A 22,742-nucleotide genomic window follows, 5' to 3' on the forward strand; every position below is an offset into this window, starting at 1 on the left:
TCCATAAACAAGATTACATCAATTTTTCGAATATAGCAACTTTATTTTTCCTTATGGGGAAAAAGGGATTTTGAAAGTGAAGGTTGTTCCTTCTCTCAACTTGCTATGAACACTGATGGTCCCTTCGTGAGCTTCTACAATATTTTTCGCGATGGCTAGTCCAAGACCTGTGCCTTTTTTATAATTTTTATTCTCACGTTTTCTTGACTTGTCAGCTTTATAAAAACGCTCAAATACAAAAGGAAGGTCTTCCTCAGCGATTCCGTAACCGGAGTCTTTGACACTTGCTATCCATTCATTTTCTTCTTTTTCCAGAATCACCTGGACCTCACTGCCTGGATCAGAATGGCGGATCGCATTATCAATCAGATTCGTAAATACTTGTTCAATACGATCAGGGTCGAATTCGATAAGCCCGAACTCTCCCTCTACCTTCAAGTTAAGATCTACAGATTTTTCATTGGCGATTCCACTGAACTTCCTGATGATTCTGTTTAAAAACGGCTCCATTTCAACGGATTCTTCGTTTAACTGAATATGCCCTGCTTCCATGCGCGCGATATCCAGCAACTCGTTGACAAGCCGGCCAATCCTGAGAGATTCATCATGGATAATTTGAGCGAGTTCATTTTTGTCTTCTTTTGACTCTGCAATATCATCTACGATGGCTTCACTATACCCTTGGAGCATGGATATAGGGGTTCGCAGTTCATGGGACACATTTGCGATAAAGTCTTTGCGGAGCTTATTCAGTCTTCTTTCCTCTGTCATATCCCGAAGGACAGCGACAGCTCCCCGTACTTTTTCTTTGTCATACAAAGGTGTCATGATGATGACCCAGGACCTGCCTTGCAGTGTCATCTCGATCATGGATTCATTCTCATCTGTAATGACATCATTAAACAGATCCATCAGTGGTTCTGGAAGGGACGTTTGATCAGCAGAAGCAGAGGCAGCATTCCTTTCAAACTCGTAGGCCTCTAAATATTGTTGGGCCGGAGGATTGGAAATGAGCACAGCCCCTTCACGGTTAAACGTAATAACGCCATCCGCCATCGACCTCAAAATGCCTGAAAGCTGTTCTTTTTCCTGATTCAAGGCGTTGATATGAAACTTCAACTCCCGTCCCATCCGATTAAACGCCATCGCCAATTCTCCGATTTCGTCATGGGTACGTATGGGGATTTTCGTGTTGAACTCGCCTTTAGCAAGTTCCAATGCCCCTTCTCTCATTTTAATTAAAGGAGCTGTGATTCTAGTGGACAGGAAGAAAGCGAAAATGGTTGTCAGGACGATGGCAATTCCAGCACCCAGGAAGATGATTTTCGTTGTCTGCTCGGACGTTTCTTCAATCGTATCCAGTGATTGATAGACAAAAACGGCTCCGTCACGGTTATCAAGAGGGGTGCCGACAACCATTACTCCTGTCTCGCCATTTCCTAGATCGGCAACTTTTTTAACATCTAACCCCTCATTCAAAACGGTTTTTGTGTCCTCATCATTTTCAAACCACGCATAATCAAGCACGGGCAGAGAATCGGAATCACTCTCAGAAACCAACTGCTCCTCTTCACTCAATACGATGACCGCACGACTTGCCGGATCTTTGACAAGGGCTGTTGTTGAAAGTAAGAGGTCTTCCTCTTGTTCATAGCGGTCTACGACATCTGAAATCCGGTCCGCCGTTTGCAACAGATGCCTTTCTGCTTCCACTACGTGATAGTTTTGAAAGAACTCAAGAAGAAGAACAGTTAAAATAAAGAGGACAAAGCAAACCAATAGTAAGATGGTGAACCATAACTTCCCGACTACACTACGCCAGAACATCAGTCACCAGAGACCTCGAATTTATAGCCGATGCCCCAAACCGTCACAATCATCCCTGCTGCTTCTGCAGAAACTTTACTTAATTTTTCACGGAGTCGTTTGACATGCGTATCCACCGTCCGAAGATCGCCGAAGAATTCATACTGCCAGACTTCCTTAAGCAGTTGTTCCCTGTCAAAAACTTTATCCGGAGACTGAGCCATATAGTGAAGAAGCTCGTACTCTTTTGGTGTCAACGCTACTTCCTTCCCAGCCGCCGTTACACGGTGAGCGTCATTGTCAATTGTCATATGAGGGAAAACAAGGACGTTACGGGCAGATGTTTCCGTTTCTAAGAACTTCGTTGAAGAAGAGCGGCGCAGGAGTGCCTTCACTCGCAAAACAACTTCCCTTGGACTGAAGGGTTTCACGATATAGTCGTCCGTGCCTACTTCAAACCCTTGCACGCGATTGGCTTCTTCCCCTTTTGCTGTAAGCATGATCACAGGAGTGGCTTTCTTCTCACGCAACTCTTTACACACTTCAATCCCGTCTTTTCCAGGGAGCATCAAATCAAGCAAAATCACATCATATTCATTATGAAGCGCTTTTTGCAAAGCTTCTTCCCCATCTTCTGCTTCATCAATGACATAATCTTCCCTTTCCAGATACATTCGAATCAGTCGTCGAATGCGTTCTTCATCATCTACTACTAACACTTTGGCTTCTTGATCCATTTAAAAACCTCCAAATCATAGAATTCTAATCCTATGGTTTCATTACATCGTATCCTTTACACAAAGGGCAGGCGGAGTTTTAAAAATTCTCGCCTGCCTTTTGTTTTTATGCATAAGAATGTAAGCCTGAAATAATTAAGTTGACCGCAATTAAATTGAACATGATGATCCCGAAACCACCAACGGCAAGCCACGCGGATTTCATTCCCTGCCAGCCTCTGGACAGTCGTAAATGAAGGTAGGCTGCATAGAAGAAGAAAGTAATCAGAGCCCAAACTTCTTTCGGGTCCCAACCCCAGAACCTATCCCACGCTTGCTGTGCCCATATCATCGCAAAAATGAGCGCTCCCAAAGTAAATACCGGGAACCCGATGGCCACGGCGCGGTAGGATACCTCATCTACAAGTTCAGGGTTCACTTTTTTGTTAAGAAGTGGTTGAATAGCCGCAGCTATCCGCTTTCTTAAAATAAGTCTTGTCCCCCAGTACAGGATTACCCCGCCTAATAGAGCCCATAGGAAGGTGTTGAGTTTTTTAGCCGCATCCTCTCCGCGCATCCATTCTGGTGCCTGGATCAATGGAGACATGGCTTCATCATTTATCAATTCCCCATTATAAGGTCCCGTAATGGCCGGCATGTTATAAGTGATCTCTGCTTGTTGTCCTTCAATCGGAGCTTCGAAAGTCGCTTCGTAATTCATCGCGCTGAATGATGAAGAAACGATAATGAAAGCGAGTGTCACAGCAATGATATAGATGACAAACTCTAGCCAAACCGTATGTTTGGAACGTTTGCTCTGGTCCACCTGGCTGATCAGGAAAATCAATCCTGCCACAAAACTAACCGATAAAATCCCTTGGCCAAGGGATGCTGTCGTTACGTGGATGTACAACCAGTGCGACTGCAAAGATGGTACAAGTGGTGATATTTCCGTTGGAAACATGCTTGCGAAAGCAATGAGCAATAATGCAATCGGCAAAGCGAATAATCCTAAGAGATCCACTCTGTAAATAAAGTAGAGAACGATGAATGCGAATACAAGCATCATTCCAAAAAATGTCGTGTACTCAAACAAGTTACTGATCGGGGCATGACCACTGGCGAACCACCTCGTAATAAAATACCCGACTTGAGTGAGAAACCCGATGATCGCAAGCGAAATTCCAATATTCCCTGCAATGCGGCTCTTCCCTCTCTTTTTATCGCGGATCGTGCCTCCGAAGAAAAAGGTCGCTATTAAATAGATGAAAAAAGCAGCATAGAGCAGATTGCCGCTTATGGTTGTCCAATCTCCCATTGTTTCATCCTCCTGACTCTATGATTTCATTTCATACTGGTCCTGAGGGGCCTCGATGTGAGTGCCTTCAATGGATTTCTCAATTTCCATTCTCAAGGCATACCAGTTTTTATTCGTATGTCCTGCAATCCATACTCCGTCTGACCTAGGTTGCAGCCAGATTCGACGATGGTTCCAATACATCCCCTGGATCACACCGATCATGAAAATCGCGCCACCAAGAGAAATGATCCCTAGTGTATGATCCTTTTTCACAGTCAAACCTGTGACATCCCGGGTATCGAAACCTGTAAGGCCTAGTTTGTATTGGTTATTCTCTCCGGCATCGATATTCGCGCCTATCCCCAAGAAACTAGTTTCAGGCGTTTCTTTATCTGGTGCATATAAATTGAATACGAAAGCTGGGTTTTTCGGATACTTGGATACGGAAGCCGGCTGGCCATCCTGCATTTCATACTCTGGAAAATAGTTGACGACCTCTACCCGGAACCCTCCGTCCAGCTCATATGTAGATTGGGGGTCCGTCAAATCGACTGTAAATTCGCCGTAGTTGGTCTCTTCATCATCCTTGTCATGGATTTTGAAAGACATTTCACTGAACTCATCCAACTGATAGCTCGCCTGATAAAGAGCAAAGTCCTTAAACTTTAATGGATTGTTTAATGTAGCAGCCCCTTCCTTGATCGTCTCAAGCTCAGGATCTGCGCCGGCGACTCCCTGATTGGTCCGCTCATAAATAACAGCGTCTGTCCGGAAGGTTTTCGGAATCGCTCCATCCTGATTTTCAATGGCTTCCTTAAACTTCGCATCTTCAGGATTGTCTTTATCATAGGTTTCTAGAGTGAAGGCCTCATTTTTAATATAGTACTCGCCTTCTGTTCCAGGGATCAGGGTAGTCTCCCCTTCCCTCACCCAGACGTGTTCATCGACATAAAAAGCAGGGATAAACCGGAGAATTGCACCTAATAGGAAAATAATAAGACCGATATGATTGACATAAGGTCCCCATCTCGCAAAACGGTTCTTCTCTGCCAGTATATGTCCATCTTGTTCATAAACGTTGAAGCGTCTTTTCTTTAAGTTGCTTTTGAATGTTTCATAATCGATAGAATCCGATTTCGTCTCTCCGAACACCCGCTGTTTTTTCATGAACAGTTCATGACGCTTCGGCTTCTGCCTTTTCAAAGTTTTATATAGCGGGAAGAAACGATCGATGGATGCAATGACAATGGATATGCCAATCATCGCGATTAATAGCATGTACCACCACGAACTGAAAAGGTCATGAAATCCGAGTTGATAATAGATCTGTCCGGCTATCCCGTATTGATCCTTGTAGTGGGTGGCAGGATCTGCCCCGCCAATAAACACGGATTGAGGGAAGATCGTTCCGATCGCAGATGCCACGACGGTGATAAAGATCAGGGTGACCCCGACCTTCACGGAAGAAAAGAAGTTCCATATCTTATCAACGATCGTACGATTATACGTTTGGGAGCGACGGGCACTTCCATCGTAACGCATGTTGAGGAGTTTTTTATCCTCATTCCCATCAATATGCTGGTTCTGCTCGACCGGCTTTCCGCAAGCTTCACAAAGAACTGTGCCTTCAGGATTCACATGACCACATTCACAGGTAATCTCTTTCATAGTAAAACCTCACAATGTCAAGTAGACTCTATTCCGCCGGTGCAATCTTTTGCAAGTGGCCTTCGAGTTTGTCCAAGGTCAGAGGGCCGATGACTTGCTCTTCAATTTCACCTTCAGGATTGATGAACAGCGTAGAAGGAATCGGACCGATGTTATAAAGATCCATCACTTCTCCATTTTTGTCCTGGAGAATTGGAAAGGTCAGATTGTATTCGTTCACAAAATTCTTCACCACAAGTTCGGTTGAATCCAAATTGACAGCCAGAATTTCGACACCTTTCTCTTTATACTCGGGATACAATTCTTCCATATAAGGCATTTCATCTTTACATGGCTTACAATACGTCGCCCAAAAATTGACCATGACGCCTTTTCCTCGCAAATCACTCAATTGAACCGTCTCATCTGTACCGAACTTTTTCAATTGAAAATCGGGGGCTTTTTCCCCTTTGGCGATCACCGCCTGTTCATCCTTGCCGTTAGCGACGAGAGCGAACACGACAAGCCCGACCATGACGGCAAGCATAGCTGTTCTGAAAATAAGGCGCTTTCTTTTTTTTCTAATGGTTGATTCCTTCATATTGACTCACTCCCAACCCATTATAACATTGATTGAAGGCTGTAAATTTGAACGTTATTCAACAGTTTTTTCAGCAAGTGCACGAAGCTGTTTCACTTCAAACGGTTTTAAAGGTCGAGAATCACCAGCATTCATTCCATGTAAGTCCAGTGTCCCGTAACGCTCACGCTTCAATTTGTCGACAGGGTAGCCAAGGGCTTCAAACATCCGGCGTACTTGACGGTTCTTTCCTTCATGAAGAACGATTTGCACAATCGCCGTATTCTTCTTCGAATCGGTGGATGTGACTTTCGCGTGAACGGCCTTCAGGTATTCCCCGTCTACAGTCATCCCTTTCTTCAACTGTTTCAATTGATCTTTAGTAGGAATGCCTTTCGTCTTTGCGATGTACACTTTGTCCACTTCATGACTTGGATGCATAAGTAAATTCGCAAACTCCCCATCGTTTGTTAACAAAATCAATCCAGATGTATCATAGTCCAGTCTGCCGATCGGGAAAATCCGCTCTTGAACTTCAGGTAAAAAGTCTGTGACTACTTTACGTCCCTTATCATCACTGACGCTTGAGATGACTCCGCGTGGTTTATATAGCAAATAGTAGACAGGCGCTTCTTTATCAATCGGCACTCCTTCTACTTCTATATCATCGTTTTTACCAACCTTTGTTCCTAATTCTGTTACAACTTCTCCATTGACCGTAACCTTGCCGTCAACAATCAACTTTTCTGCTTTTCTTCGTGATGCGACACCTGCGTGGGCGATCACCTTTTGTAGTCGTTCCATATCTGCCATACGACCGTCACCAACTTTCTTTGAAATCACTTTTTTTCATGAAACGGAGCCACGCTCACAAAGCGCGGCTCTTCCGTTCATCTACATTATACACATTCTATAAAGTTTTGAACAAAAAATCATCCTATTAACTAAATAGGATGATGACAATGATAATTGATGCTATTATACCAACCAAATCGGCCAGGAGTCCAACTTTCAAAGCATCTCCCATTCTTTTAATACCTACAGCACCAAAATAGACGGTGATAATATACAGCGTTGTATCCGTACTTCCCTGCATGACAGAGGCGAGCTGGCCTATGAATGAGTCAGGACCGAACGTACGGATCAGCTCTGTCGTCATACTGAGGGCGGCCGTGCCTGAAATGGGTCGTATGAAGGCCAAAGGGAGAATTTCAGCCGGGGCTCCAAACAAAGACATGAGAGGTTCGAACAGTTTTACAATCGCACCCATGGCACCTGAGGCTTGGAACACAGCAATCGACACCATCATACCCAGCAAAAAAGGAAGCAGACTGATCGCTATTTGGATCCCCTCTTTACTTCCCTCCACGAAAACTTCATACGAAGGAACCTTTTTGAGGGTTGCCGTCACCAATACAAGCAGGATGATGGATGGGATGAGCCATATGCTGATCATAAGCGCATCGCCCTCTCCCTTTTATAATGGAAATAACGGTCGATCAATAAAGCGGCAATGGTAGAAATAATTGTTGCCAGAATGGTAGCTCCGACGATGGAAGTCGGATCCTGCGAGTCATACTTCATCCGAATGGCAATGACGGTGGTCGGTACGAGCGTCAGGGAGGAAGTGTTGATGGCAAGTAGTGTAATCATCGACCGGCTCGCTTTATCGGAGCCTGATAACTCTTTCAATTCCTTCATCGCTTTTAATCCCATTGGTGTGGCAGCATTTCCAAGACCGAACATGTTTGCCGTCATATTAGACAGGATGTAACCGAGCGCCGGGTGGTCATCCGGAATTTCAGGAAAGATCCGTTTCACAAAGGGCCGGAAGATTTTCGCAAGGCCGGCAAGGAGTCCTGCCTCTTCAGCGATTTTCATCAGTCCCAACCAAAAGATTAGAACCCCCGCAAGACTCAGCGTAATCATAATCGCCTCATCCAAAGTAGAAAAAATCGCCTTGTTCACTTCGTCCATCGTACCATTAAACATGGCAAAGATGATGCCCGTGACCGCAAGAAACGCCCAAATCAAGTTGACCATGGCGCAACCCCCATCATCCTATTCAGAAAGTTCTTCACTTCTGAAAAGAAGGATTGAGAAGGACGCTCATTCCACACAGGCGCTTCTACTACTGGTGTTTTTCCCACCATGAAGTACGTCACACCTGCTAAATTCGAATCCCCTTCTTGTTCATAGCGATAAAACGTCGCTTGAAGATCATCTTTTTCAGATAAAGTCAGAGGATAATAGATATCTCTCGGAATGTATAACGATTGACCGTTCACTTCCACGGTACCTTCACTCTGAAGTTTTACCGTTTCAAAATTATCGAATCCCCACTCGAACATCCTCGTATGATCATTCCAATCATCAGGAGCATTTAAAGTTACAGCAATCAGCTCCATGCCATCCTTTTGGGCACTTGTCACCAACGTCCGTCCAGCGGCTTTAGTGAATCCTGTTTTCCCACCGTTTGTAGGCTCATAATACTGGGTCAGCATCTTATTTTTATTCTTCCAGGAGTATTCCCGATTCTCAGAACGATACATTTCACTGCCTGTCACTTCGCGGAACGTATCGTTTTTCATGGAGTAAGCCATGAGCAGTCCCAAATCATACGCACTGGAATAATGGGTTTCTCCATCCAGGCCATGAGGGTTCTCAAAATGGCTGTTGTTCATTCCAAGCCAAGCCGCTTTTTCGTTCATCAGCTGTACAAAACCTTCGACGCTTCCGCCTACATGTTCAGCAATCGCTACAGCTGAATCATTTCCAGACCTAAGCATCAATCCATATACCAAATCCTTCAGAGGAATTTTTTCTTTCTCTGTCAAATAAATGGAGGACCCTTCTGTATAAACGGCCCTTTTACTCACTTTCACTTTTTCTTCCATCATTCCTGATTCTATCGCTATGATCGCAGTCATGATTTTTGTGGTGCTGGCAATCAGTGTAGGATCATAGGCATTCTTCTCGTATAGAACCCGTCCCGATTCTGCATCCATCAGAACAGCACGCTCAGCAGATACCGATATATTAGGATTCGCTTTTACCTTCTCCACCATAAAGGTTGGGAGTAGTAAAGTCATTGCCACCGCTACATAAAAGAACCTTCTCAAGAGGACTTCCTCCTATTCACATCATTTGCTTCAACTTATGCAAAAACGTACAAGCTTATGAGTAATAGAAAAATCCCAATACAAGAGGATTGCGGTAGAAAACTAAGTTAGTGATGAGTTTGATGAATGGATGGGGCTGCGGAGAATGAATCGCTTTCCGCGGGAGCGCTTATCTATAAATCAAGTCTTCCACATTCGAATGGTTATATAGAAAAAAAGCTGTTCCTGGTGGGGAACAGCTTTTTAGTCGTCACCGAAGGGATCTTCGTTGAATTTTTCGAAAAAGAGGTCGGCATCGCCTTCTTCTTCCCCCTCGCCCTGCTTGAGTTCAGAAAGTGGCGGGAGCTCTTCAATTGACGTCAAACCGAAATAGATAAGAAAATCCTTGGTCGTTCCATATAGGATTGGTCGTCCGATGGCATCTTTCCGGCCTTTTTCTTCAATCAAACTGCGATTGACCAGGGTCTGGATGGCACGGTCGCTTTTGACCCCTCTTAAATCATCCACTTCTATTCTTGTAATAGGTTGTTGATAGGCAATGATAGCGAGCGTTTCAAGAGCCGCCTGAGAAAGCCTTGTTGAACCTGGTGAATCCAGAAGACGCTTGTAATAGGAAGCATGCTCCGGTTTCGTGGTCAAGTGTAAGGTTCCTTGTGAATCCATGATGGTGAGGCCTCTATTCTTGGATTGATAGTCTTTTATCATTTCTTCCAGCAAGGACTGGAACGTTTTCGTATCCAATTCCAGCAGGTTCGTCAGTTTCTTTTTGGTGATTCCTTCTTCTCCGGCAGCAAAAAGCAGGCCTTCGGTTATGGCTTTGTATTCTTCTAACTCCATGGTGCATCCTCCATCTTATATACGATTAGTTCATCAAAGTGTTGTTGTTGGACACACACGATGTCGTTACTCTTCATCAGTTCCAGCAAAGCGATGAAGGTTACGACGATATGCGGTCGGGTTCTTTTTTCAAATAATTGATGAAAAGGAATGCCACCGGCTTGCACATCAATTTTACCGAGTATTTCTTCCATTCTCATTTGGATAGGAATCTCATCTCTCCGGACTTTCGCTTCCTGTGGTTTTTCTGTTTTAGCCCGTTTTAATAGATTGCCCATCGCTTGAATCATATCGTAAACAGAAGCTTCGCCAGGGCGGACTTCCGGCATCTCTTCTTCCCAGCCTTCCATATTCAAAGGAGGTCGGGTATAGATCCGGTTGGCATCGAGTTCTTTTTCCTTGAGTTCCTCTGCCGCCTGTTTATATTTACGGTATTCAATCAACCGTCGCATCAAATCTTCGCGCGGGTCATCCTCAAGCTCTCCATCTTCAAATTCATCTTCCATGTTTTGATTGGGAAGGAGCATCTGACTTTTCATAGCCAGTAAAGTAGCTGCCATCACCAGGTATTCGCTTGCCAGGTCCAGCTCAAGCTCCTGCATTGTATGGATATAGTTCATGTATTGATCCGTAATTTGAGAAACGGGTATATTATAGATGTCGATTTCATATCGATTGATCAGGTGTAAAAGAAGATCAAGAGGTCCTTCAAAACCTTCCACTTTCACTTGGTAGCTTTTTTTCATATCATTCTTCCTTTACGTTCCAATGTTCTTTCTATAATGGTATCAAAAATTATACTGCTGTGACAGCATGTATTTCATAACGATGCATGTCTTCTGTCTTCGGTTACGTTATACTATAGTTATAAGTCAGGAACTATTTTAATAAACAACCATGATTCTCATGGTTGACTCAAAGGAATGGATGGTTTATATGTATCCGAAAGCCTATATTGAATTCCTTGCTCACTTCCACGGTACAAGAGATTATTTTGAGTGTCATGAGGTCCTCGAGGAGTACTGGAAAGAAGTAGATCCTCGAAACCGGTCTTCCATCTGGGTATGGCTGATCCAAATCGCTGTAGCTATGTATCATGATCGCCGAGGCAATCCGAATGGGGCAAGGACTCTAGTTAAACGCTGTTTAAAAAACAAATCAGAACACGAAAAAGAGCTCCCGCTCCTCGGCCTGGATGGAGAACGCCTCGTAAAACAGCTGGAAGAATTCAATGCGCGTTTGGACGAAGAGGTTCCCTATCGCAGCTGGAATATGCCTATCATTGATATGGAACTTCTGAAAGAGGTCCATCTGTTGTGCCAACAGTGGGGCGTTGCTTATGGATCTCCAAGTGACATGTCTGACGAACACCTTGTACTCAAACACAAAAAAAGAAAAAAGTCATTATGAATTCAATAATAAAACGAAACAAAGGAGGTGTCGTGAATCGACACCTCCTTCTTATTTATAACTGTGAAGAGGCACTTTCTTCATCACATTTCTCGATGAATGATTCTGTTGCCACATCAGCACACACGTCACATACATCTTTAAAGTGATCACGGACACGATGAATCATCTGTCTTCCAATCCCTGTGTTACGGTGGGAAGGGTTGACGGATACGTGCTGGATGACGGCCCTGCCATCTTCCAAACGGACTCCGACCGCTCCGAGGATATCTTCCTCTTTCCACAAAAATAGATTCCAATCCGGATTGGAATCGTATTCCCTTATAATTTCCTGAAGTGTCTTCACATCTGTAACTTCAGGCATGAAAGAAAGCAAACCCATCGCAATCTTTTCAAATGATTTTTTATATCGAATTAACATATTAACCCCTCAATTATGAAAATAACTTTCCTAGAGTTCCAGATGTCCGACCGTTGGATCGAAAAAAGAAAATGGTTACTTTCAATCATTGTCCAATTCTCCTGATATGTCAAGCTTACATGACGATTACGAACCAGTAGTATAAACCCCAACCGATGCTGAACACCGTTAAAAACGTAAACAGCATCCAATTTTTCATTTTCATTATACGTGGCCCCCGGTTTTTTGTGATTTGCCCCGCTACATAGAATATAGCAAAGCCTGTGATTATTCAAGCCTGTTTAAAAACCGACGTTTCACAATTGACCAGAGCCGATATCCATCAGAATCTTTTCCTTTGATAGAAAAGGGAATAAGATTCATGATGGCAAGATAAGTATTGAAAAGAAAAGCGATACGGAGCAGGTCACCGCCCTGGTCCTTGAACCATAGGAACAAAATAAACGCTGTAATGGTATTGAATATAGGACCGCCCATACTGATCCAAGCTTTCTCCCGATCCTTGAACGGAGGTTTCCGTTCGTTCAACGAGTAAGCTCCCTGGAAGAAAAAAAGGTGAATATATACGTGGACCCCACTTTTCCTCCACCGCCCGATCACTTTCCCACGGCCAAGGTGAAGAACACTTTGATCTGCCCGAAAGTACCGACCGGGGAAGAGGTGACCAAGCTCATGGATGAATAGACTTATAGGGGCCACTAGAAAAATCAATAACAGTAATGTGACAATCATGAAGGGCTCTTCTAGTGATTATTTGTCCTCGACGCGGACCTTCTGCATCACATCTCCGACACGAACACGATCAACCGTGTCCACACCTTCGACCACTTTTCCAAATACGGTGTGACGCCCGTCTAAGTGCGGCTGAGGAGAATGACACACGAAGAATTGGCTTCCTCCTGTATCTTTACCAGCGTGGGCCATAGAAAGGGTTCCCCGTTCATGCTTATGAGGATTGCCTTCTGTTTCGCATTTGATTGTATAGCCTGGACCACCTGCGCCTGTTCCATTCGGACATCCTCCCTGGATGACGAAGTCAGGGATGACACGGTGGAAAGTCAAACCATCGTAAAATTCATCATTGGCAAGTTTCTCAAAATTCGCAACCGTATTGGGTGCTGCTTCCTCGTATAGTTCAATCAGCATTTTTTCTCCATTTTCAAATTCAATCGTTGCTTGTTTCATTTCTCATACCCCTTTTCATTTTTCATAAGATAAGTCAAGTCGTGTCATCTCCTGATAGCTCTCTCTTCTGACGACAAGCTGATGCTTTCCGTCTTCGACAAACACGACGGCCGCTTTTTGAAAGCGGTTATAATTATTAGCCATAGCATAACCATACGCTCCTGTGCTGAAAACTGCAAGTCTGTCTCCATGCTCAACTGTAGGAAGCGCCACGTCCCATATTAGCATATCTCCGGATTCACAGCACTTTCCAGCTATGGAGTACTCTTTTTCCGGATTTTGATCCATTTTTTCTACCAGCGCTGCTTCATATTTCGCCTGGTAAAGGGCGGGACGGATATTATCAGTCATCCCACCATCTACAGATACATAGGTCCTTACATCAGGGACTTCTTTGATGGAACCGATGGTGTAGATCGTTGTACCTGCTTCCCCAACAATCGCTCGCCCCGGCTCGATCCAAATCTCGGGCATAGGATAATGGTACTGAGAAGAAAGTGTTTTTACTTCACGGATGAGGGCGTGGGCATATTGATCGAGATCAAGCGGTTCGTCTTCTTTCGTATATTGAATACCAAAACCGCCACCTAAATTCAGTACGGTCGCTTCATATCCGTAGCGGTCCCGCCAATCGATCAAAGTAGTAAAGAGCTTGCTTGTCGCCATCTCGAAACCACTCGTCTCGAAGATTTGTGAGCCGATATGGCAGTGAAGTCCGATTAAGCGGATATTGGCATCTTCACGGACTTTCATGAATGCCTCCTCAGCCTGGCCACTGGCCAAATCGAAGCCGAATTTGGAGTCTTCCTGCCCGGTCAATATATAATCGTGGGTATGGGCTTCTATCCCCGGTGTTACCCTCAATAATACATCCATCTCTTTCTTCTGTTCTTTAAGAATCGCATGAAGAAGTTCGATTTCATAAAAGTTATCGACGACGACACAGCCGATTCCATGTTCGACGGCCATTTCCAATTCACGGATACTTTTGTTGTTTCCGTGCATATGGATCTTCTCTACTGGAAAACCCGCTTCAAGAGCTGTATGTAACTCTCCTTCCGAAACGACGTCTAAACTAAGACCCTCCTGGTTCGCAACCTGGAGCATAGCGACAGAAGAAAAAGCTTTACTGGCATACGCGACTTGAGCCGCCACCTGATTTTCTTTGAAAGTCTGCACGAATGCCCGAGCCTTTTGTCTGATTTCACCTACATCATATACATAAAGAGGGGTGCCATATTGTTCGGCAAGTTCCTGTGCAGGAACTTGTCCGATCAACAATTGCCCGCTTTCATTAACATCATGATTCATCGTAACCCACCTTTTCTTCAAACGGAGAAATGATAAAAAGAAAATGCCCTTTGGAAGTCAAAGGACATTAAGATTTATTTTAATTTATCACATTGCTAAAGAACGGGCAATACGATTATTTCTGACGTGTATTGTTTTGAGGATGAACAACACTCGGACGCACTTTCAACGATGGCATACTGAGACGGAGGATGATTTGGACTGCCGCTTTTCCGTTGAACGGAAGGAACGGCCACAAATAAGGCGTATTCAATGACTTTGTATTGGCTAAAAGCAGAACATAAGCCAAAAATCCGAACATCAACCCTTTGATTCCGAATAATGCCACTAAAATCACAAACAAAATACGTGCCATTTTATTGGCCACCGATAATTCATAACTTGGCGTGGAATAAGATCCAATAGCTGCAACAGCTACGTAAAGGATGACTTCTGGTACAAACATTCCTACGTCAATGGCGATTTGGCCTATAAGCACTGCGGCAATAAGTCCCATAGCCGTCGATAATGGCGTTGGCGTATGGATGGCTGCGATTCTTAACATCTCCAAACCTAAATCAGCAATTAAAATTTGATAGATGATAGGGATGGAGCTTTCCTCATTGGGTCCAATAAAAGCAAAAGGTTCTGGGAGCAAATCCGGTTGCATAACAAACAGCATCCATAATGGCAGAAGAAAGACAGATGCAAAAATCCCAAAAAAACGAACCCACCGTACAAAAGTCCCAACTGGAGGAGATTGTCGGAATTCCTCCGCATGTTGAACATGATGAAAATAAGTGGTAGGCGTAATGATCGTGCTCGGTGACGTGTCCGTCATGATGACCACATGGCCTTCAAACAAATGAGAAGCGACGACATCCGGACGTTCCGTATATCTTACAAGAGGAAACGGGTTCCTTCCCTGCTTGACAATGTACTCTTCCAGGCTTTTATCCGCCATGGAAAGGCCGTCGATATCGATTTTTTGGATTTCTTCTTTTAATAACTGTACGAGACCTGGATCAGCAACGTCTTTAATGTAAGTAATACAAACATCTGTTTTCGAACGATTACCCACCTGCATGATCTCATTTCTCAAACGTTCATCTCTGATACGGCGTCGTGTGAGGGCCGTATTCTCTATGATATTTTCTGTATAACCGTCCCTCGACCCACGAATGACCTTTTCCGTATCCGGTTCCTCCGGAGTCCTCCCGGGATAGGTCCGCACATCGACGATGAAGGCCTCTGTTTCTCCATCGACGAAAATGACCATCAACCCTGATAGCATCTGGGTGATACACTTATCAAGGTCGGAAGTCGTCTCTACTTGTTGATGAGGGATTTCATCTTTTATGGATTTAAATACAGAATCGACGTGGTCTTCTGTTTCATTCATTTCCATCAATTGTCGCATCACTTCTACAACGATGGGTGTCTCTACCAAACCTGTGACATAATAGAAGTTCACTTCAACACCCAATAAGGTCAGCGTACGGAAGCCGGTATCAAATGATTGGTCTACGCCAATGCGTTCATTCATCGTCTTCCGGTTTTGCTCGAGTTTCATGACGATGGGTGTTTCTTTTTTCTTCTCAGGCATAAACCTCCACTCCTTGATCTCGATTTATCCTTTAGGCTTGAAAATCACAGCCACGATAAAGCCAAACAATATCGCCGATGCAATACCTGCAGATGTTAATTCAAAAATCCCGACAGCTACTCCGATAAAACCATGTTCATCCGCTTGTTCCATCGCCCCATGCAAAAGGGAATGCCCGAAACTTGTAATAGGGACCGTCGCTCCTGCCCCGGCAAATTCAATAAGGTTGTCATAGAGGTCGAACGCGTCCAGTACCGCTCCAGCGACAACGAAGGAGGACATCACATGGGCTGGAGTCAATTTGAAGACATCCAATAAAATCTGTCCGACTACACAAATGCTTCCTCCGACGATAAATGCCCATAAAAAGGTCATGCTTCCCCCTCCCCTCTGGTAAGAACAACGGCATGAGCGATCCCTGGAATCGATTCCTTCTGTTGAAGCATCATCGGACTCATCAGGGCACCTGTGGCAACGATTAACACACGCTTGTATTTTCCACTAATCAAATCCTGCACAATTTTCCCATATGTGACGACCGCTGAGCATGCGCATCCGCTTCCGCCTGCGAACACTGGTTGATCACTGTGGTAGACAAGCAGTCCACAGTCTTTGTGCACGTCACTAATGTCATAGCCATCCTGTTTCATCAAATCTTTGAGAATAGGCGTACCTACTGCAGACAAGTCACCTGTAGCGATGACATCATAATCGCCCGGCACACGACCCATGTCTTCCAGATGTGTTTTAATCGTATCCCATGCGGCGGGTGCCATCGCAGAGCCCATATCAAACGGGTCTTTGACACTGTAATCCATGACTTTCCCAATAGTTGCCGCTTCCACCTGGATTTTCGAAGGAGTTTTCGAAAGGATGGCCGCTCCGCTTCCTGTGACAGTAAATGTTGCGGTTTTCGGCTTTTGCCCTCCGTACTCCGTTGGGTAACGAAACTGGCGCTCAGCCGTACAGTTGTGAGAACTAACAGCCACTAAAGCTTGTTTGGCGTAGCCAGATGAAACAAGCGCAGCACCTGTTGCCAGAGTTTCCATACTGGTCGAACACGCCCCGAACATCCCTAGTACGGGAATGCCTAACTGTCTTGCCACATAGTTCCCTGTGACGTTCTGGTTTAACAGATCCCCCGCTAAAAATAAATCGATATTGGACTGGTCGACCCCTGCTTTTTGCAAACACGTGTACACCGCATCCGTCATTAATTTGCGTTCAGCAAGCTCCCAGTTGGATTCCCCGCAGTGAAGTTCTTCATGAATGACATCGAACGTATCTTTAAGGGGACCTTCACCCTCCATCGGTCCGACAGCTGTCCCTGTGGATTGTAAGTAAACGGGTTCCGTAAATGTCCATGATTGTGTTCCAGTTTTAGCCATATGCATTTCCTCCTAAAAAATAAGCGCCCACACGTAACGAATGATACCCAGTACATAAGCAGCAACCACACCAAATACAATGACCGACCCAGCCAACTTGAACAAATTGGTCGCAACCCCAAGCACAAGACCTTCGGATTTATGCTCAAGGGCTGCAGAAGTAATTGAATTGGCAAATCCAGTGACAGGAACCGCAGATCCAGCTCCTGCAAACTGTCCGAGCTTATCATAAACACCAAACCCCGTAGCGAGCGCAGATAGAAGAATCAACGTTGCGACCGTCGGGTTGATGGCGTTCTTTTCGCTATAATCAAACCAGTGGATATACATTTGTGTGAGAAGTTCACCAAATACGCAAATCAAACCACCCACGATAAATGCTTTGATACAATTCATCACATAAGGCGGTTTCGGCTGATACGATTTTCTAGCTTTATCAAAATTTTTTTCGTTCAGTGGTTGTTTATCCACACTGTTTCCTCCTAATCCCAAATCATTCACCTGACAAAAATAATCCATTGAAACAAAGAACCCGCAATCTTACCAAGCACAAGTGCCATTAAGAGGGTGAATAGAAAACCATCCACCCCGATTCGTTTGAATAAGAGCGGAAATACATTGAGGACCTCTGTAAGAGCAGCCGCTAACATGCCTACAAAAATCCCATGGAAAAGGCCCCATATTACAAGACCGATCAACGTCATCTTCACTGGTCCGTCCCCGAAGGAAAGATAAATTCCGGCAAAAACACCTAAGATCACGGCCATCTCGTAACTGCGAAGTTTCGATTCCGAATGACTCAACTGCATGAGCCTCGGAACAATACCAAGGACTGTCAAAAATGCAACGAAACCGGTTCCGACAGCAATTCCGGCTGCAAGCCCTATGAGTACTTCAACGATCCACATCCTGTTTTTCCACCTTATTCTCTTTAATGGCCACGTAATGGTCCAGGTCTTCCTGATAATTGAATATCTCTACCTCCATCGGACTCGGTTCTTCATTGAATCGTTTCTGAAACCAATGGTTAAAAAATAATATCATTCCAATTCCAAGGCCGATGGAATACGGGATTTGAATCCATAAAGGATGTTCCACTTTCTCCCCCGTCAACATGAAATGTAACTTCTGTTGAACGGCCTGCATGCTCACATCATAGTGAAAATTCATTATAGCCATCGCCGCTCCTATAAAAAGCAAGATCCATATACCGCTGATCAAAAGAGGGGACGGCTGCTTTTGATGTTTCTCCACATGAACCACACATTGATTCGGCCCGATCAGTTCGACCTCAATGTCCGGAAACTTCTCGATCACTTGTTCAATGATCATGAAAGAGTCGATGACCACGATGTTTTGATCCTCTTCGGTCACTTGATGTAACACCATCTGTTCCAAGACAGGCTTATGACGTTTTTGCCCTGTCACACGAGCCACATCCTGCAAGCGGATTTTTGACAAAGGTGGAACATAAATCGATTGTTTTGTACGAATGTAGACAGGAGTCGCCAACCCTACCGCCTCCCCTGTTTAAATTTTCTTAGACTTATTATGTGTGAGATCAGAAATATCATACGAAGAGTCCTCGGATATTAAGATCAGGAAGAAACAGTGTAACCAAAGGTGCACGAGCAAGCATCAAACGACTTTTCGGTGAACATAAAAAAAGCTGTACCTTTTTAGGTACAGCGATCAGCTTGTATCATTCATGGTTTCTTTCATGTCAGCAAGGATTTTCTTCTCTAACCGCGATACTTGTACCTGCGATATCCCTAAACGCTCTGCCACTTCGGTCTGCGTTTGATCTTTGTAATAGCGCAAGTAAATAATGAGCCTTTCCCTCTTATCCAGTTTACTCATCACATCCTGGAGTGTGAGATGGTCGAACCAGTTGCTTTCCTCTTCGGCAATCTGATCGACGAGTGTGATGGGATCGCCTTCGTTCTCATAAACCGTTTCATAAATGGACTGAGGGGTTCGTCCAACTTCCTCCGCCTGGACGATTTCCTCCCTCGTAAGACCTAAGGCATCTGCGAGCTCGTTCACTGTGGGAGAGCGTCCATATTCTTTTAACAGCTCTTCTTTTTTGGCTCGGACTTTATGATTCAGTTCTTTCAAACTGCGGCTCACTTTCACACTGCCATCATCACGAATGAAACGCTGGATTTCACCAATGATCATGGGGACGGCATACGTAGAAAAACGGACATCATAGCTCAAATCGAACTTGTCGATCGATTTAAGCAGGCCGATACAGCCGATCTGATACAGATCATCCTGATCGTATCCACGTCTGAGATATCGCTGGACGACCGACCATACGAGACGGGTGTTTTTTTCCACCAGGTAGTCCCTCGCCTCTTGATCGCCCGCCTGACTCTTTTTGATCAGCTCTTTGACATCTTTGTCGGACAGACGTTCTTTTGTCGTATCGCTCATAGGCGGCGCCTCAATTACACAAAGCGCGGGTTGACGTCAACTGCTTCGTCATTCGGATCGTCGTTCCGACCCCGGGCTCTGATGTAATGTCTACGCGATCCATGAAATTCTCCATGATAGTAAAACCCATTCCCGAGCGTTCCCATTCCGGTTTCGATGTGTACAGTGGTTCTTTTGCAATATCAATGTTCTCAATACCCTGACCACGATCCTGGATGATCAATTCGATTTCTCCGTCATCAATCGCACACGTAAGCATCACTTTTTCATCACTTTTCTCTTCGTAACCATGAATGATAGCATTCGTGACGGCTTCTGAGACGACGGTTTTAATATCCGTCAATTCTTCCATCGTCGGATTGATTTGACTGACAAAAGCAGCCACCGATACACGGGCAAGGGATTCATTTTCACTCACACTCGTAAACTCCAGCGTCATTTCATTTCGCATGATGCCACCCCCAACATTTCAAGCGCGGATGCCTCATCATCCACGAGTTTCATGATTTTGAACATTCCCGACATATCAAACAATCTCCGAACCTCAGGCGAAATCGAACAAAGCACCATTTCGTTCCCTTTCGCTTGTACCTCTTTATAACGACCGAGCATCACACCAAGGCCTGAACTATCCATGAAGGACAATTTTTGTAAATTGACAATCACATGTTCGACCGCGTTGTTCGCGAGCTCCTTCTGCCAAGCTTCCCGAAGCGTTGTAGCTTCATGATGATCCAGCTCCCCATTCAAACGGACGAGCAAAACATTTTCTCTGACAGCAAAATTAACTTGAAGACTCAAGTGAATTACCTCCTCTGACTTTATAAGAGTCACTATGTCTTTTCGTACTTTTCGCTGTCATTTCCTGCTCAAAAACATAACTAGTGAGAAAATGCTAAAACCTCTGAAAGCTCGTCAAATTCTTCCATGAGCGCTGCCATAGAGCAGGAAATCCCGCCTTCTCCACAGTCTCCGACGTTTCAAGACGCACTTTAGCGACTTCCTGATCACCATTCTTCACGATCACCCATCCCATATGGGCCCCTTTTTCCAATGGAAGGTTGGTATTCTTCGCAATCTTCAGTTCCGTTTCATATTCACTCTTCTTGTCATTTTTCTTTTTAAGAACGACGACGTCTTTTTCCGGGGACAGCTTCAACTCTAATGGGTTCCCTCTTGTCATTTTCATCGTTTTCATGGTGTCATCCTTAGAATAAAGCTTCACACCCTCATACTGACTGAACCCATAATCCAATAGACTCGTCACATCCGAGTTCCTCATTTTCGGATTTTCCGCACCCATAACAACCGCAATCATATGCATATCATCCCGTTTAGCAGAAGCCGTAAGACAGTATTTCGCCTCACTTGTGTAACCGGTTTTCAGTCCATCCATTCCCGGATAATTTTTGATCAATTTGTTGGTATTGACTAACCAGAATTCATTATCCTGTCCCTTACGCAAATAATCCTCATAAATTTTCGTGTACTTCGTCACTTCATCGTGAAGGAGCAGTTCCCTCGCCATGACGGCCATATCATGAGCTGTACTAAAATGTCCTTCAGCCGGCAGACCTGTCGGGTTTTGGAACTGTGTATTCTTCAAACCCAGATCTTTTGCTTTATTGTTCATTTGAGCGACAAACTCTTTTTCACTTCCAGCAATTCGTTCTGCCATAGCGACACTCGCATCATTTCCAGAAGCCACAGCTATTCCTTTGAGCAAATCTTCAACGGTCATTTCTTCTCCAGCTTCAAGGAAGATTTGAGAACCGCCCATAGAAGCAGCATGTTCACTGATACGGACTTTTTCATCGAGTTTGATGCCGCCTTTATCAAGCTCTTCCATGATCAACAACAGCGTCATGACCTTCGTCATACTCGCAGGGGGCAGCTTTTTATTTGAATCCTTATCATAAAGCGTCATCCCGCTGTTCTTTTCCATCAATATCGCTGATTTCGCCGAATTGATGACCTCTGTTGACTCCCTTTCTTCTGCAAAAGTCATGTTTAACGGAAGTAGTGAGACAACTAAACAAAGAGCGAGACACACACCCATCATTTTTTTCATAACCTAAACCTCCCATTGCTTTAAGTGACCCTATCTTTCCCTTACCATCATCTTCTATACATAACCTAAGGTCATGACACGGGTGCTGGGCGGAAAGTAGAAGAATCTTTTCAAAAACTTCTTTATCAGTGGGTTTAGGGTTTTTATTAGTGACTTTTGGAGTTTTATCGGTGAGTTGGAGCATGTTATCGGTGGAATTCATACATTTATCGGTGACTTTGCTGCTTTTATCAGTATGAGGTCGATCATAAAAAAAACACAACCTGGGGAGGTCGTGTTTTAGATGTGGCGTTTGTTTTCTTCTTGTTTGAGCCAGTGGCGGATGCCTTTTCCTGCGTGGGGTTCGTCTTGGAAGCGGGGGATGATGTGCATGTGAGCGTGAAAGATATGCTGCCCACCGGTTTCGTAACAATTGTATCCGATGTTATACCCATCCGGTTGAAGTGTTTCATCGAGCCAGCTTTTCACTTGCTGAATCATTTCCTGCGTATCGATCCATTCCTCCTTGGAAAGGTCGAATACCGTTGTCCGGTGCGATTTGGGAACGATTAAGCCCGACCTTTTTAAGATCCGCTGGTCTTTCTGAACAAAGTAGCAGGAGCCGTTCTCAAAAATGATTTTCTGTTCGTCATCCGTTTCTGGTGAGCACAAAATGCATGGGTCCATGCTTTCCCTCCTATGTAATTGGAATGAAACTTTCAATAAAGATAAACGCCATCATGGAGGAAAGCACAAGAATGATTGTTCCTCTGATAACGCGATCCTCCTTTAAAAATCGAACGCCTATGAAGACATACAAAAAAGCAGACACGAGTGCTATGAGATCAAAGTTTACATGGAAAGAGAAAAACCAATGGGAAAATAAAAGAATAAGAGCCATTGACGCGACCATGATCTCCAAAATCCGGAACATCCTTATTCCTC

At 44.4% G+C, this 22,742-nt stretch carries 28 protein-coding genes; 1 reads left to right on the forward strand and 27 read right to left on the reverse strand.

Going from position 1 to position 22,742, the window contains the following annotated elements:
- Positions 1-51 precede the first annotated feature (51 nt).
- From GLW00_RS10290 to GLW00_RS10340, 11 genes are all read right to left on the reverse strand, one after another.
- Positions 52-1,827: an ATP-binding protein gene (locus GLW00_RS10290; RefSeq protein WP_202412423.1), complete on the reverse strand. Its 1,776-nt coding sequence runs from the start codon at positions 1,825-1,827 to the stop codon at positions 52-54.
- Positions 1,827-2,543 (reverse strand): response regulator transcription factor, encoded by a 717-nt coding sequence (locus GLW00_RS10295; RefSeq protein WP_160913634.1) that lies wholly within the window; start codon positions 2,541-2,543, stop codon positions 1,827-1,829. The genes GLW00_RS10290 and GLW00_RS10295 overlap by 1 nt, the downstream gene beginning before the upstream one ends.
- 106 nt (positions 2,544-2,649) lie before the next feature.
- Positions 2,650-3,840: a c-type cytochrome biogenesis protein CcsB gene (gene ccsB, locus GLW00_RS10300; protein WP_160913635.1), complete on the reverse strand. Its 1,191-nt coding sequence runs from the start codon at positions 3,838-3,840 to the stop codon at positions 2,650-2,652.
- A gap of 18 nt (positions 3,841-3,858) precedes the next feature.
- Positions 3,859-5,490, reverse strand: a complete 1,632-nt coding sequence (gene resB, locus GLW00_RS10305) for a cytochrome c biogenesis protein ResB (RefSeq protein WP_160913637.1) — start codon at positions 5,488-5,490, stop codon at positions 3,859-3,861.
- Positions 5,491-5,518: 28 nt separating this feature from the next.
- On the reverse strand, positions 5,519-6,070 hold the full coding sequence (gene resA, locus GLW00_RS10310; RefSeq protein ID WP_160913639.1) for a thiol-disulfide oxidoreductase ResA: 552 nt from the start codon (positions 6,068-6,070) through the stop codon (positions 5,519-5,521).
- A gap of 54 nt (positions 6,071-6,124) precedes the next feature.
- On the reverse strand, positions 6,125-6,853 hold the full coding sequence (locus GLW00_RS10315) for a pseudouridine synthase (protein WP_160913823.1): 729 nt from the start codon (positions 6,851-6,853) through the stop codon (positions 6,125-6,127).
- Positions 6,854-6,989: 136 nt separating this feature from the next.
- Positions 6,990-7,505 carry a spore maturation protein gene (locus GLW00_RS10320; RefSeq protein WP_160913641.1) on the reverse strand — a complete coding sequence of 172 codons (516 nt, stop codon included), beginning with the start codon at positions 7,503-7,505 and terminating at the stop codon, positions 6,990-6,992.
- A complete protein-coding gene (locus tag GLW00_RS10325) occupies positions 7,502-8,092 on the reverse strand; it encodes a nucleoside recognition domain-containing protein (protein WP_160913643.1) in 591 nt (196 codons plus the stop codon). Before GLW00_RS10325 ends, GLW00_RS10320 begins: the two co-directional genes overlap by 4 nt.
- Positions 8,080-9,141, reverse strand: a complete 1,062-nt coding sequence (locus GLW00_RS10330; protein ID WP_160913825.1) for a D-alanyl-D-alanine carboxypeptidase family protein — start codon at positions 9,139-9,141, stop codon at positions 8,080-8,082. Before GLW00_RS10330 ends, GLW00_RS10325 begins: the two co-directional genes overlap by 13 nt.
- Before the next feature lie 273 nt (positions 9,142-9,414).
- On the reverse strand, positions 9,415-10,008 hold the full coding sequence (gene scpB, locus GLW00_RS10335; protein ID WP_160913645.1) for an SMC-Scp complex subunit ScpB: 594 nt from the start codon (positions 10,006-10,008) through the stop codon (positions 9,415-9,417).
- Positions 9,999-10,754: a segregation/condensation protein A gene (locus GLW00_RS10340; RefSeq protein ID WP_160913647.1), complete on the reverse strand. Its 756-nt coding sequence runs from the start codon at positions 10,752-10,754 to the stop codon at positions 9,999-10,001. Before GLW00_RS10340 ends, scpB begins: the two co-directional genes overlap by 10 nt.
- Before the next feature lie 190 nt (positions 10,755-10,944).
- Here GLW00_RS10340 and GLW00_RS10345 point away from each other — a divergent pair, with 190 nt between their 5' ends.
- Positions 10,945-11,418 carry a DUF309 domain-containing protein gene (locus GLW00_RS10345; RefSeq protein ID WP_160913649.1) on the forward strand — a complete coding sequence of 158 codons (474 nt, stop codon included), beginning with the start codon at positions 10,945-10,947 and terminating at the stop codon, positions 11,416-11,418.
- A gap of 55 nt (positions 11,419-11,473) precedes the next feature.
- Here the strand turns inward: GLW00_RS10345 and GLW00_RS10350 are convergent, their stop codons facing one another.
- The 16 genes from GLW00_RS10350 to GLW00_RS10425 all read right to left on the reverse strand — a co-directional run bounded on the left by GLW00_RS10350 (position 11,474) and on the right by GLW00_RS10425 (position 22,731).
- Positions 11,474-11,839: a GNAT family N-acetyltransferase gene (locus GLW00_RS10350; protein WP_160913651.1), complete on the reverse strand. Its 366-nt coding sequence runs from the start codon at positions 11,837-11,839 to the stop codon at positions 11,474-11,476.
- A 267-nt stretch (positions 11,840-12,106) separates the two neighbouring features.
- Positions 12,107-12,571, reverse strand: a complete 465-nt coding sequence (locus GLW00_RS10355; protein ID WP_160913653.1) for a site-2 protease family protein — start codon at positions 12,569-12,571, stop codon at positions 12,107-12,109.
- Between the two features lie 18 nt (positions 12,572-12,589).
- The gene (locus GLW00_RS10360; protein WP_160913655.1) at positions 12,590-13,024 is read right to left on the reverse strand and encodes a peptidylprolyl isomerase; all 435 of its coding nucleotides are present in this window, start codon (positions 13,022-13,024) and stop codon (positions 12,590-12,592) included.
- Between the two features lie 15 nt (positions 13,025-13,039).
- Complete coding sequence (gene lysA / locus GLW00_RS10365) at positions 13,040-14,335, reverse strand: diaminopimelate decarboxylase (protein WP_160913657.1); 1,296 nt, start codon at positions 14,333-14,335, stop codon at positions 13,040-13,042.
- Positions 14,336-14,450: 115 nt separating this feature from the next.
- Positions 14,451-15,920 (reverse strand): spore germination protein, encoded by a 1,470-nt coding sequence (locus tag GLW00_RS10370; RefSeq protein ID WP_160913659.1) that lies wholly within the window; start codon positions 15,918-15,920, stop codon positions 14,451-14,453.
- 24 nt (positions 15,921-15,944) lie between these two features.
- Entirely contained in the window at positions 15,945-16,295 is a 351-nt protein-coding gene (gene spoVAE, locus GLW00_RS10375) for a stage V sporulation protein AE (protein ID WP_160913661.1), read from the reverse strand.
- Positions 16,292-17,308 carry a stage V sporulation protein AD gene (gene spoVAD / locus GLW00_RS10380; RefSeq protein WP_160913663.1) on the reverse strand — a complete coding sequence of 339 codons (1,017 nt, stop codon included), beginning with the start codon at positions 17,306-17,308 and terminating at the stop codon, positions 16,292-16,294. Before spoVAD ends, spoVAE begins: the two co-directional genes overlap by 4 nt.
- Positions 17,309-17,320: 12 nt before the next feature.
- Positions 17,321-17,779: a stage V sporulation protein AC gene (gene spoVAC / locus GLW00_RS10385; protein ID WP_326316004.1), complete on the reverse strand. Its 459-nt coding sequence runs from the start codon at positions 17,777-17,779 to the stop codon at positions 17,321-17,323.
- 26 nt (positions 17,780-17,805) lie between these two features.
- Positions 17,806-18,216, reverse strand: coding sequence for a stage V sporulation protein AB (locus GLW00_RS10390; protein ID WP_160913667.1), 411 nt, complete (start codon positions 18,214-18,216; stop codon positions 17,806-17,808).
- On the reverse strand, positions 18,203-18,820 hold the full coding sequence (locus GLW00_RS10395; protein WP_160913669.1) for a stage V sporulation protein AA: 618 nt from the start codon (positions 18,818-18,820) through the stop codon (positions 18,203-18,205). Before GLW00_RS10395 ends, GLW00_RS10390 begins: the two co-directional genes overlap by 14 nt.
- Positions 18,821-19,000: 180 nt before the next feature.
- A complete protein-coding gene (sigF, locus tag GLW00_RS10400) occupies positions 19,001-19,747 on the reverse strand; it encodes an RNA polymerase sporulation sigma factor SigF (protein ID WP_160913670.1) in 747 nt (248 codons plus the stop codon).
- 10 nt (positions 19,748-19,757) lie between these two features.
- A complete protein-coding gene (gene spoIIAB / locus GLW00_RS10405) occupies positions 19,758-20,198 on the reverse strand; it encodes an anti-sigma F factor (protein ID WP_160911906.1) in 441 nt (146 codons plus the stop codon).
- The gene (gene spoIIAA, locus GLW00_RS10410; protein WP_160913673.1) at positions 20,183-20,548 is read right to left on the reverse strand and encodes an anti-sigma F factor antagonist; all 366 of its coding nucleotides are present in this window, start codon (positions 20,546-20,548) and stop codon (positions 20,183-20,185) included. Before spoIIAA ends, spoIIAB begins: the two co-directional genes overlap by 16 nt.
- 94 nt (positions 20,549-20,642) lie before the next feature.
- Positions 20,643-21,818, reverse strand: coding sequence for a D-alanyl-D-alanine carboxypeptidase family protein (locus GLW00_RS10415; RefSeq protein WP_160913675.1), 1,176 nt, complete (start codon positions 21,816-21,818; stop codon positions 20,643-20,645).
- Between the two features lie 279 nt (positions 21,819-22,097).
- Positions 22,098-22,484, reverse strand: a complete 387-nt coding sequence (locus GLW00_RS10420; protein ID WP_160913677.1) for an HIT family protein — start codon at positions 22,482-22,484, stop codon at positions 22,098-22,100.
- A gap of 10 nt (positions 22,485-22,494) precedes the next feature.
- A complete protein-coding gene (locus GLW00_RS10425; RefSeq protein ID WP_160913678.1) occupies positions 22,495-22,731 on the reverse strand; it encodes a hypothetical protein in 237 nt (78 codons plus the stop codon).
- Positions 22,732-22,742 lie beyond the last annotated feature (11 nt).

This window comes from Halobacillus litoralis, assembly GCF_009856445.1.
GTDB classification, from domain to species: domain Bacteria; phylum Bacillota; class Bacilli; order Bacillales; family Halobacillaceae; genus Halobacillus; species Halobacillus litoralis.